Here is an 11,565-nt window from a genome sequence, read left to right as displayed (position 1 = left end):
ATCTGCCTTCCTATTTTCGGTATTTCGAGGCTCAATCACTTCAACTTTTCAGCTTTCAGCCTACTACCTTGTTTGCCTACGCTTAAACTTATCAGTTACCCGATAAGCTCCAAGGCTAACTACGGGTGGTTGGTCTACCTTACCCGGCGGGATTCGCACCATCTATATGATACGACCTGGCTCGGCCGCACTGACAGGCACCGTATCTTTAATCCTTATTAATCCTTATTGGCATGATTACCATTGACTATATAACAGAATTCGTGTATAATTTTGTTATATAAGGAGGTGTTTACCATGCCAACAATCAAATCAAGTGCTGATCTACGAAACAATTACAATGAAATCTCAACATTCTGTCATAATTATTCGGAACCCGTTTTCATTACCAAAAACGGGAAAGGCGATCTTGCTGTAATGAGCATTGAAGCCTACGAGGAAATGAACAGCCGTTTTGAATTATACAGACTAATAAAAGAAGGAATGGATGATATTGCAAATAGCAATACCCGTCTCTTCTCTGAGGCAATCTCTTCTATCAGGAGCAGACGTAACAGATGACCTATGAAATCTACATCACAGCTGCCGCTGAACGAGATCTTTTAAGAGCCTCAGACCATATTGAATTTATTCTCAAAAATCCAAAAACTGCTGATGACCTGCTAGACGAAGCTGATGCGCAGATCAACTCCCTTGCTGACTTTCCTGAGAAATTTAAGCTGGTGGATGATCCGGTTTTAGCTTCCTGGGAAATCCATTTTGTTATTGTGAACGGTTACCTTGCTTTTTACGTCATTTCAGAAGAAACACACCGAGTTATCGTTGTGCGTTTTCTGTTTCAGAAAAGCAACTGGACAGCTATCCTGGGTCAAGGTTTCTCCTTGCTGTAAACAATCACAGGCCTGCCATTTTATGGCAGGTCTGTTTCACTATTTCATATATCTGCATCCCACAAGACCTATAATCGCCACCTCCATACTAGTTGACACTGGCATTATAAATGGCTATTCACGACATTTCACTAAAACACCCGACCCCAATTTCCTCTTGAATTAATCAACAAGTTAAGTTCAACAAATTAAGTGACAGGGAAACCTCCGAAAAACAAACTCCACTATATATTTAAACAAATTATTTTATAAATATACAAGCTATGATATCAACCAATTTTCTTGTGTGAAACACCCAGTAAGAACATCGCTTTTCAATTGCTGAACTACATGGTCCGAATATGGGAAAGAAAAATTTAATGCAGGACTCCAGTTAACAAAAAACGATATCAATAAGATTATTTATAAACTTGAAACAACCTATCCAGGAGGGAGTGATACAATCATGACATTAGCTGAAATTTTAAGAGCAGAAGGACGAAATAAAGGTTTGGAAAAGGGCATGGAGAGAGGTATGGAGAAAGGTATGGCACTAGGTAGCAAAAACAGCAAAATCTTAGTCTTATTATTTCACAATATCCCAATATCCCGATGTATCAGAACCTAGGCGGACAATCACTTTTGCTTCTTGAATTTTTTTCATATTCCTTTCAATCGTTCTAACTGTTTTATTCAACTGTTCACTAATCTCAGCCTGAGTAATGTGTTTATTTTGCTCAATGAGACTTATAATTTTCTTTTGAGTGTTGTTTGGCTTAAAAATATTCTCACCGATATTCTCACCGACATTCTTAATAGGGAAACTAACCCTTAAAAAATTTGGGCTAAATTTGAATATTCTTCTATCATACACTTTCAATATTCTTTGAACACCGGATCCAAGCTGTTCAACTAACCTGACATCTTTAAATACTCTCATTAGTTCCTTGTTCCTTGGTGCAGAAATGCCTTCGAAGAATTCTTCTTGACTTAGTTCTTGGGGCAATCCACCCGAAGAAGTTATAACATACCGATCAAAAAATATTTCAAAAACCGGAGGTATGCCATTTGAATAATCATTATGAATTATCGCATTTATGACAGCTTCTCTTAATGCCGTAGGATCAACGAGTCGCTTTTCTTTACGGACAGTTGATGTGATTTTCGTCTTTGTTATATTTTCAATCTCTAATTTGTTTAGAATGTTCTCTGTTGCTTTTATCAATGAGCAATAGCCAAATTCAGCGTTCTCAATTAAATCAACTTTATCTACCCCTGAATATTTTGCAACTTTCATAGAGATTCCATTCTCATCAGCTAGCAAATAAGCGGCATAGTTAAACTTATTATCTTCAGTGTATAGTTCTAAATTATTCAAAAATTTGTCATTCAAATCAAAACCATTTTCTTTGAGAGAGATGGCACCGCCAATTAACGTCAGGCACCGAGCCTTCTGCAAGTGGAAAAGTGGAATATTCAATTGATATAATGGGCTAATAATGGTATAATTAAGTCATAATTTAAGGAGGTAGCTATTATGCCAAAAATTATTCCAATTAAGGATTTGAAAAATACATCACAAATCTCAGAAATGTGTCATGTTGCAGAAGAACCAATTTATATTACCAAAAACGGTTATGGTGATATGGTAATCATGAGTGTTGAAATGTACGAAATTACAATGAAAAGATTAAACATGTATCTTGAACTAGAACTTTCTGAAAAACAGATTGATACTGGTAAAACAAGGGATGCAAGGGAATCTCTTGATAATCTAAAGAAAAAATATGCAATATAACCTCATTATAACAGAAAGTGCCGAGGAATTACTTGATCATATTGCAAATTATCTTGTTAATCAATTAAAAAATCCATAAGCAGCTGGAAATTTACTAACAGAAATCGAGCACGTTTATGATAATTTGGAATATAATCCAAAAATGTATGCATATTCCGATGACCATCTTATGAAATCCAGGGGATATCGAAAGGCACTTGTACCGCATTACAATTATATCATCATTTTCCGTATCGAAGAAGAAACCCATACGGTATATATCATGGGATATTTTCATGAATTAGAATTATACAAAAATAAATTATAGAACAACGATAAAGTAGCTTTTATCGGCTGTTTTTATGATACTGGGCATCGCAAAAGAAAAAGGATTAACCATAGTGGATGCCATTTTTGAAGCAATCATTCTTTTGTCTGTGATAAAATTGATGATTACAACAGCAGCTTCTACTATGAAGCACCCCAAAATATCCTGAATGCTTTTCTGGATGGGAAAATTGAATAAGCAACGAGGGCGCACACAGAGGCCGGTTCTAATAAGTTAATATATTATATGTCAGGCACCGAGTCCCCATTCAAACGGGATGCTTATCCTTACCCCTGTTAAAAAAGATGATCTTGCCTTCTCAGAAGAAATTCTTGCAGATTTAATTAGTCAAGGCTATGCTGGAGAGAAATTGCTTTCTGAATTTAAAAAGATTAACATCAGGTTCGACCTGCAATAGAAAAAATCATAGAAGAAGCTGACGCCCTTGCAAAAGCATCCTCAGAAAACTATAGTGATCCAACTGATGCAATCTTTGGAACTGATGAACTGGAGGCTTAAAGATGCTTCCAGTTATCTACACACCTATTGCAGAAAAATTCTTTAAGAAGCTCAAAGATAAGCCCCTGAAAAATGCTTTCAAAGAAGCGATTATGAGTATCCGAGAAAACCCTGATATTGGAGAAGCTAAAACCGGTGACTTAAAAGGTCTTAATTGTCTTGATCTATATCACAACCGGACAAACTATGAACTCGCCTACCGCATATCTCAATTAGAGAATGGTGACATAGTTATTGTGATCATGGCTGGGACACAAGAAAACTTTTATCAAGAACTAAAACGATACTTAAGATAAAGATAGCACTTCTTTCATGAAATAGAATAATCATTCATGGTGTTGGGAAACGTTGGTTTTATGGTTGTTTTTTGGAGGTTTCACAGGCACCGTATCTTGCAATTTGCTCTTCTCCATCGAATATCTGCATTAATTCCTGAGCAATTTCCCGATTGATAAGACGCATTGCAGAATCATCGTCCTTCTGGAATCCAAGAATATTTAAACTCCCATACCATATCAGCTGATTGTCAATTACAATAAATTTCTGAGTTAAATCCTTGTGAAACATAATATTAAACCCTTTGTCGAAAAACGAATGAGTAACTTCTTCAATTTTACTTCTTTCGGTTTCTTTGTAACTTTCAACAGGTTTTGTTATAATTATCACTCTAATACCGTCTGAATATTTTTTCATCAGCAGATCAATCCATAGTAATACCTTTTTCTTTTGCAAATATGGAGTTGCAATTACCACCGATATATTAGCTTTGGTAATATCACTTTCCAACTGTTTAGAATAATCGTATGCCGAAAAAAGACAATTTATTGCACTCTCTATATTATCCTCTGCTTTTAATTTGTAACCCACTGCAGCATAGCCTTTAATTCTCTTTTGAAACATACGCTCCAACACACCCACATGTACATCCACATAATCATAAACATAAACATCTTCTTTATCTTCATAATCCCTATTAAGACGGCCGACATATTGTGCAACAGTTCCTCTCCATGCAATCGGCATAGCTAAAAATAAAGCATCAAGTCTCGGTAAGTCAAAACCCTCACCAACTAATTTTCCGGTTGCAACAATGACATATTGTTCTGTTTTCGTAAAATTTTCGAGTCGTTCATATGCTGCTTTTCTTTCTTTTTCTGACAATTTTCCCGTTAATGTAATGACATTTTGCCCTTTTGATAAAAGTAATTCTGATAAAACATGAGCATGTGCTGTTCTTTCGGTTAATACAATTGGTGTTCGACCTCTGCTAATACAATCTAAAACATCCTTTAGAATTAGCTGATTTCTCAATTCATCTTCAGATAGCAACCTATAAACATCACTGATGTGCCATTCTTTATCATCCTGATAGATTGGCTTTCTAAAAGAGGTGAACCTTGGTACCACATAATGTTCAAAAGAATGATGCTCAGCTTGTTTTTTCGCATCGACTCTAAATCGAATGGGTCCGCATTGCATAAAAATATTTGGATGATGACCATCTTTCCGAATGGGTGTTGCCGATAATCCATAAACATAGGTGGCTGTAATTTCATTTAAGATCTTATTAAAACTGGATGCTGAAATATGGTGGCATTCATCAACAATGACCATACCGTAGTCTTTCACAAATGGTTTAACCTCTTTTTCATAAAATAAGGATTGCATGATCGCGACATCGATTATTCCATTTACTATGTTCTTACCAGCACCAATTTGTCCAATAATCTGCAATTTCTTTTTTCTCCCATTTTTCACAATTCGCGGCTCTTCAATTGTTTCATGAATATCCAAAAACTCACCCAGTTTGTCTATCCATTGGCTGGCTAGCTTCCGGGTATGGACTAAAATTAGTGTATTCACTTGTTTCTCAGCAATTAAAGCTGCTCCGATGACTGTTTTCCCAAAACCTGTCGTTGCTGATAGGACACCGTTTTTATACTTAACCAATTTATTAAGGGCTTCTTTCTGTTCCAAACGTAATTCGCCACGAAAAGAAATATCAATATGTTTTCCGAAATTCGTTTGATCATCTATTACAACTTTAACTTCATAATCATTCATCAGTTCTAACAGTTGTTCTTCTACGCCCCGTGGTAACCACAGAAAGGTATTGGTTTCTTGATATACCCTTATAACTCGCGGAGTATTATAAGTTGACATTCTCATGGCCTGCTTAGAATAGAACTCTGGATTTCCAAATGATGCTAGCCGTCGCAAGTGTTTGATGGCTCGGGCAGATAACATTTCTTTTCTAAGGATAAATCCACTTGACTTCACTATCACGATTTCATTTGGAAAATCCGACTTATTTAAAGCACTTTCCTTTTTAAGGTCGTTCTTTACTTGTTTTTCTATCAAAGAATGACCTTCTTCAATTGTTAATTCAGACAAATTAAATGTGTCATTTTTTGTTTTTATCAAATTTTGAATTTGCTCAATTGTTATTTTCTTTACATGTGCAAGGTAGTTCCACTGATCTTCTATCGGTTTAAGACCTTGATCCATAAATTCAGTATTATTTTGTTTCCTGGCATTTCCATTTAATGGTAATGCAATTAAATTACCAAACCCTTCTTTCTGTAAAAAGTCCTGGCTGGGAAATAGACGATCATAAGAATCAAATCCGATATTTTTGCATAAATTCATAGCTTCGGAAAGCATGTGCAAAGCAAACTTTCTGGCTAAACTGGCTTTTACTGCTTCATTAAAGAAAAACCAAAGATGACCACCATTTCCTGATTTAGACCTCTCCGCATGAGCTGAAATTCCATTTAAAAGACATGCTTCACTTACCGCTTTCAAATCATTTTCCCAACTTGCTTCATCAAAATCAATCGCAACAAAATAACACTGATCATTCTGTATCATAGGATAAACGCCTAAAAAAGTCTCACCTCTCAAATGCTTTTCTATAGCAACTGCATCGAGTTTAATAAAGCTTTGTTTATCGCATTGTGCACATTTTATCTTCAGCTTAAGAGTCTTTAGACAAACTCCATCTCTCCATTCGTTTACACAATTTGGAGAATACCCCTTCCCATTCTTCCACTGCTTTGCGCAAACATCCTCTCGGCCTCTAAAAAGCGATAAATACAAAGCAATCTTCTTCTCTGGAGAGCTTCTTTTGTTAATAATATCCTCTCCAGAATCATTGACAGATGAATATTCAATTAATTCATTCATCTCAGAAGTAAGATCAGTAACGTTTAATTCTTCAACATTTTCTATTATTGGAGAACCATATATTTGCTGTCTCAGTTTTTGATTTTCTTCTTCTAGCTTTTTATACTCTGCAAGAATCTTAAAATACGCAACTTTCATTTGATCATAATTCATATTTTTCTTCACCACCATATAAATTGATACTGGCATTATATCTGGCTATTCCAGGTATTGCAAGAGATCTGTTTCCCGTCCTTAAATAGTCTGTGCCGCATCAAGGCTTCCTATTTCAATCCAAATCTCCCACCTGCTGATGATTCTATTAAGCCCTCCAACTCCATGATGGACAGATGCTCCATCAGTTTTACCTGATTAATGCCTGTGAGGTTGCCAATCTCCTGTATGGTTTTGTCCGAGTCCATTAAAATGGTCTGTATTTGCTTCTCCACTGCTGTCTGATTTCTGTTTAATGTATCTATGCTACTATTCTCATTTTTCTTTATTATTCCCAAGTGATCCAAAAAATCAAACCCTGAATCACTGCCTGCCGAATAATCATTAAATAATAACTGAGCTGGTTCCAAATAGGGAATGGCACCCTTCCTAATTAATCCATTCGTTCCTTTTCCATTTAAGCTATAAATTTCATGAGGAGGCACCAAAACTTCCCGGCCCAGGGATTTTGAAAGTTCTGCTGTAATCAGCGCACCGCTTTTCGCTGAAGCCTCTACCACCAAAAGTTTTTGACTCCAGCTGCTGATCAAAGCATTTCTCCTCGGAAAATGTTCAGGTCTTGCTTTTATTTTTGGAAGGAATTCAGATATCACCGCGCCATTTTCTTCAATACCTGCCTGTAGATCTGCGTGTTCTTTTGGATAGTTAATATCCAATCCATTTCCTAAAAACGCAATCGTATATCCTCCCGCTTTTAAACAAGCCGTATGGGCATAACCGTCAATCCCTTTGGCCAGACCGCTAATCACAGGAATGTCGTGTTGTGCCAGATATTGGGCCGCTTCTATGGCAATCTGTTTTCCGTAACCCGTACACCGGCGAGAGCCTACAATTCCTACACCGGCACTGTTTTCTTGAAGGGTTCCCTTATAATACAAAACTATCGGTGCATCAGCCATTTCTTTTGTGATACCTGGGTAAAGAGGATCATCATAAATGAGTATTTTTATTCCCCCATTATCTAATTCCTCCAGAATAGAAAAAGCCCCATCCAAAGAACGGGCTTCTCGGATAGACTGAGCCAGTATGGGTCCAATCCCCGCAATCGATAATAATTCTTCTTCCGATGATTCATAAATACAATCGGGCGTTTTAAAGTGCTGCAATAGCCTCTTTTGTGTGATTGGTCCAATACCCTTTAACTGACTTAGCCAAATCCAATACTCCATTTGTTTTCACCTTATAGGACAGTCATCACTGAGCCATCCTTTTCTAAATCTCTTGCCATTAGCGCCAACGCCACATCTTTTTTTCGAATGTTATGGGATCCATCCAAATCCGCAAAAGTTCTGGATACCTTTAGATATTTATGATAAGCTCTGGCACTATATTTATACCGCTCGTAAGCTAACATTAACAGCTTTTGTCCTTCATCTTCCAAGTGACAATGTTCTTTAATTAAGATATTTCCCATTTGAGCATTGCAATTGATGCCGCTGATATTTTCAAATCGCTGCTGCTGAATTTTTCTGGCAAATTCAACCCGCTCACGAAGTTCCTGTGAACTTGTCTCGGTGAAATCATTGGATAGATCCATAAAATTAACAGGCCTTACATACTTCTGAATATCCATTCGGTCCATAATCGGGCCTGATATTTTCTGACGATATTTCAATACTTCATAATCAGTGCATTTGCATCGATCATTTCCATAATATCCACAGGAGCAAGGGTTCATTGCTGCCACAAGCATAAAGCTCGCCGGATAGGTATTTGTATATTTTACCCGGGATATGGTAACCTTCTGATCTTCCATCGGTTGTCTGAGGGATTCCAGAGTTTTCTTGCTAAACTCAGCAATTTCGTCCAGAAATAATACCCCATTGTGGGCTAGCGATATTTCCCCGGGAGTCGCATCATTGCCGCCGCCAATGAGAGAATTGGTCGATGCATTATGATGGGGTGCTCGATAGGGTCGATTTAGAATGAGCCCTGCTTTCTCTCTTAGTATGCCTGCCACACTGTAAATTTTTGTGACCTCCAGAGATTCTTCTTCCGTCATACTTGGCAAGATCGTTGGGATTCGTTTAGCGATCATTGACTTTCCACAACCCGGTGAGCCAATCATCAGCAAATTATGGCCTCCCGCCGCTGCCACAACAATATATTCGATGAGGCCATCCTGACCCTGAACATCTTTAAAATCAAGACCATAATGTTCTTCCGCCGGTTCATGATTAGCAATCATTTGATCATGGACATATTCTTTTTTACCGGCTAAAAAATCCACCACATCCATTAAAAAATCAAACCCAAAGACATTGACGCCTTTAACCAATAACGCTTCCGCTAAATTATCCATTGGTACAATAATATTATTAACCCCGGACTCCCTTGCTGCGATGACCATGGGTAAAATTCCTGAACACGCTCTTAGCCTTGCATTTAAAGATAATTCACCGATAATCCCGAATTTCTCCGTTTTAGTTAACAGCAGTTGACCGGTTTCCATTAATAGTCCAATGGCGATGGATAAATCAAAGTGTGAACCGCTTTTTTTTAAATTGCTTGGTGCTAAATTAATAACAACTTTTTTTTGGGGGAAAACATACTTTCCATCATTAATTGCCGCTTCAACCCGCTCGCGGGCTTCCTTAACGGCTGTATCTCCCAAACCCACAATGGAGATCATCGGCTGTCCACAAATTGTTTTGACTTCAACATCCACTAAATAAGCTTCAACCCCTGAAATAGCAAAACTGTTTACGATAGAAGCCATTGTACCCTCCCTCTAGATGCATTTATAAATCTTTATGACACATTAGATAAATAGCCACTTCACTTACAGATATGTTTTCTCCAATGGCGCGCATCGTATAATTTTCTTTCATTGCGATATCGATGTATTCTTTTTTATAACAGCTCAAATTTCTCTTTCTTGAACCGGATTTTATGGCTTCATAGATGACATGATCCATTGTGACTTCTTTTAAAAGTTCATCCAAAGTTCTTTGAATCTTAATTTTACAAGGTTCCTTTGCTGTTTCATTATTAATATCTTCTCCTTTGCCAACAAAATCAACCCCTTCAAAAATCGCCTTAGCTTCAAGCTTGTTAGCGTCCATAAAATCACTATAGGCTTTTAATGCTTTGATTCTGTCTTCTGAAAAAATATCAAGGATAAAGTCAGTGCTCACAAGATCCTGCTTCTTGTTATCCCGATAATACAGATCGCTGCTCCAGGGATAATCTTTAACATGATAACAAATCTTTGCACAGACTGGATTTTGGTGGACATACCGCAGTAATGACAGCAGATATTTATCATCAACGACCAGCAACCCTTTATATCTGTTTTCAAAGACATGACCTGTGCGCTTGTTTTTCTGATTATAATATCGACTGAATTGATTATTGATCCGATGCATGATGTCCTTTACCGGCACTTCATGTCTTCTGATAATCATATGATAATGATTTCCCATGACCACAAATCCATAACATTCAAATCCCATAATCCTCTGAGATTTTCTAACCAGTTCCAAAAGATAGGCCTTATCTTCTTTACATTCAAAGATAAACTCCCGATTGTTTCCCCTCTGAATTAAATGATAAATGCCGCCACTATATTCAACCATCGACTTTCTTCCCAATAAAAATCACCTCGCTTTTCCTATTTTATCAGAAAGTGTCATCGTTTGCAATCATCATAATAAGTTTAGTTTAATTTAGTAACAGGCTAACCCTACCTCTAAAAGATTTAATGGAAAATTAAACCCGCATCATGTATAATATGAACAAAGTGGTGATCGAATGAAAATACAAAAATACAAAACCCCCATGATAAATTTTTCAAAGAAACCTTTGGAAATTTAACAGTAGCTAAAGATTTTCTGCGAAACTATTTGCCTCAAAACATTATGGATATCGTCGACATTAATTCGTCGGAACCTCAGAAAGACAGCTTTATCAACGAATAACTTCAGGAAGTGTTTTCAGATATGCTTTTTCAGGCAGACATCAACAATAACGATGACAAAGAAACCGGTATGGGTTATTTTCAAACCTTTATCCGCTAAGTATTTAATGCCGGAACCCAGTTAACCAAAAACGATATCAATAAGATTATTTATAAAATTGAAACAACCTATCCAGGAGGGAGTGATACAATCATGACATTAGCTGAAATTTTACGAGATGAAGGAAAAAACGAAGGACGCATTCAAGGTATAAAGGAAGGCATTGAAGTTGGTGCAAAAAGCAGAGCTTTGGAAGTTGCCAGAAAATTGATCAAAATGAATCTAAACTTAGATCAGATTGTAGAATCAACAGGCTTGTCAAAAAAAGAAATAGCGAAACTGATCAAAGAAATGAGCAGCTAAAACTTCTCTAGTCTTACAAGATTTAAACTGTATTTTCTCACCCTAAATTCAAAAGAAGCACTGACCAGTATTGGGGAAATTACAACCACTGGAGTGCTTCTTTTCTTTATTTGAAGTTTGATAAGAACAGGCAAAAAACATCAATAACTTAAGTTCAACAACTTAAGTGACAGGGAAACCTCCGAAAAACAAACACCAATGTATATTTAAGCAAATTATTGTATGAATATCCGAGCAATAATATCGACCAATTTCCTTGTATGAATTATACCATTAAAGCTATTAAAAACAGGCAAAAAATGGTATAATAATAGTATGAAAAACGTTGCAATCAGGAGGTTTCAGGCCAAT

11 protein-coding genes are annotated in these 11,565 nt (G+C 36.7%); 6 read left to right on the top strand and 5 right to left on the bottom strand.

What is annotated here, in order from left to right:
* Positions 1-297: 297 nt before the first annotated feature.
* Complete coding sequence (locus tag VIK44_RS06545; RefSeq protein WP_331553046.1) at positions 298-561, top strand: type II toxin-antitoxin system prevent-host-death family antitoxin; 264 nt, start codon at positions 298-300, stop codon at positions 559-561.
* Positions 558-890, top strand: coding sequence for a type II toxin-antitoxin system RelE/ParE family toxin (locus VIK44_RS06540; RefSeq protein WP_331553045.1), 333 nt, complete (start codon positions 558-560; stop codon positions 888-890). The genes VIK44_RS06545 and VIK44_RS06540 overlap by 4 nt, the downstream gene beginning before the upstream one ends.
* Before the next feature lie 565 nt (positions 891-1,455).
* On the opposite strand, the gene VIK44_RS06535 is transcribed toward VIK44_RS06540, so the two are convergent.
* A complete protein-coding gene (locus tag VIK44_RS06535; protein ID WP_331553044.1) occupies positions 1,456-2,247 on the bottom strand; it encodes an ATP-binding protein in 792 nt (263 codons plus the stop codon).
* 159 nt (positions 2,248-2,406) lie between these two features.
* On the opposite strand from VIK44_RS06535, the gene VIK44_RS06530 reads away from it, so the two are divergent.
* Together VIK44_RS06530 and VIK44_RS06525 are read left to right on the top strand one after the other, a co-directional pair.
* Positions 2,407-2,667, top strand: coding sequence for a type II toxin-antitoxin system Phd/YefM family antitoxin (locus VIK44_RS06530; protein ID WP_331553043.1), 261 nt, complete (start codon positions 2,407-2,409; stop codon positions 2,665-2,667).
* 828 nt (positions 2,668-3,495) lie between these two features.
* Positions 3,496-3,789 (top strand): type II toxin-antitoxin system RelE/ParE family toxin, encoded by a 294-nt coding sequence (locus VIK44_RS06525; RefSeq protein ID WP_331553042.1) that lies wholly within the window; start codon positions 3,496-3,498, stop codon positions 3,787-3,789.
* 58 nt (positions 3,790-3,847) lie between these two features.
* Here the strand turns inward: VIK44_RS06525 and VIK44_RS06520 are convergent, their stop codons facing one another.
* The 4 genes from VIK44_RS06520 to VIK44_RS06505 form a co-directional block, all read right to left on the bottom strand.
* On the bottom strand, positions 3,848-6,832 hold the full coding sequence (locus VIK44_RS06520) for a TOTE conflict system archaeo-eukaryotic primase domain-containing protein (RefSeq protein ID WP_331553041.1): 2,985 nt from the start codon (positions 6,830-6,832) through the stop codon (positions 3,848-3,850).
* A gap of 110 nt (positions 6,833-6,942) precedes the next feature.
* Entirely contained in the window at positions 6,943-8,061 is a 1,119-nt protein-coding gene (gene dprA / locus VIK44_RS06515; protein ID WP_331553040.1) for a DNA-processing protein DprA, read from the bottom strand.
* Positions 8,062-8,072: 11 nt separating this feature from the next.
* Positions 8,073-9,611, bottom strand: a complete 1,539-nt coding sequence (locus tag VIK44_RS06510; RefSeq protein WP_331553039.1) for a YifB family Mg chelatase-like AAA ATPase — start codon at positions 9,609-9,611, stop codon at positions 8,073-8,075.
* Between the two features lie 22 nt (positions 9,612-9,633).
* Complete coding sequence (locus VIK44_RS06505) at positions 9,634-10,485, bottom strand: transposase (protein ID WP_331553038.1); 852 nt, start codon at positions 10,483-10,485, stop codon at positions 9,634-9,636.
* A 174-nt stretch (positions 10,486-10,659) separates the two neighbouring features.
* Between VIK44_RS06505 and VIK44_RS06500 the strand changes: the two genes are divergently transcribed.
* Both VIK44_RS06500 and VIK44_RS06495 read left to right on the top strand, forming a co-directional pair.
* Positions 10,660-10,812, top strand: a complete 153-nt coding sequence (locus VIK44_RS06500) for an Rpn family recombination-promoting nuclease/putative transposase (protein ID WP_331553047.1) — start codon at positions 10,660-10,662, stop codon at positions 10,810-10,812.
* A 192-nt stretch (positions 10,813-11,004) separates the two neighbouring features.
* A complete protein-coding gene (locus tag VIK44_RS06495) occupies positions 11,005-11,214 on the top strand; it encodes a hypothetical protein (RefSeq protein ID WP_331553037.1) in 210 nt (69 codons plus the stop codon).
* Positions 11,215-11,565: the final 351 nt, after the last annotated feature.

The sequence above is a fragment of the Acetobacterium sp. genome, assembly GCF_036508315.1.
Classification (GTDB): domain Bacteria; phylum Bacillota; class Clostridia; order Eubacteriales; family Eubacteriaceae; genus Acetobacterium.
The sequence above is the reverse complement of the archived record's forward strand: the minus strand, read 5'-3'. Positions and strand labels throughout refer to the sequence as shown.

What these genes read in the sequence shown, in the direction of transcription:
- VIK44_RS06545 (WP_331553046.1), top strand. Translation starts at nt 298, where the DNA reads ATGCCAACAATCAAATCAAGTGCTGATCTACGAAACAATTACAATGAA.
- VIK44_RS06540 (WP_331553045.1), top strand. Translation starts at nt 558, where the DNA reads ATGACCTATGAAATCTACATCACAGCTGCCGCTGAACGAGATCTTTTA.
- VIK44_RS06530 (WP_331553043.1), top strand. Translation starts at nt 2,407, where the DNA reads ATGCCAAAAATTATTCCAATTAAGGATTTGAAAAATACATCACAAATC.
- VIK44_RS06525 (WP_331553042.1), top strand. Translation starts at nt 3,496, where the DNA reads ATGCTTCCAGTTATCTACACACCTATTGCAGAAAAATTCTTTAAGAAG.
- VIK44_RS06520 (WP_331553041.1), bottom strand. Translation starts at nt 6,832, where the DNA reads ATGAATTATGATCAAATGAAAGTTGCGTATTTTAAGATTCTTGCAGAG.
- dprA (WP_331553040.1), bottom strand. Translation starts at nt 8,061, where the DNA reads ATGGAGTATTGGATTTGGCTAAGTCAGTTAAAGGGTATTGGACCAATC.
- VIK44_RS06510 (WP_331553039.1), bottom strand. Translation starts at nt 9,611, where the DNA reads ATGGCTTCTATCGTAAACAGTTTTGCTATTTCAGGGGTTGAAGCTTAT.
- VIK44_RS06495 (WP_331553037.1), top strand. Translation starts at nt 11,005, where the DNA reads ATGACATTAGCTGAAATTTTACGAGATGAAGGAAAAAACGAAGGACGC.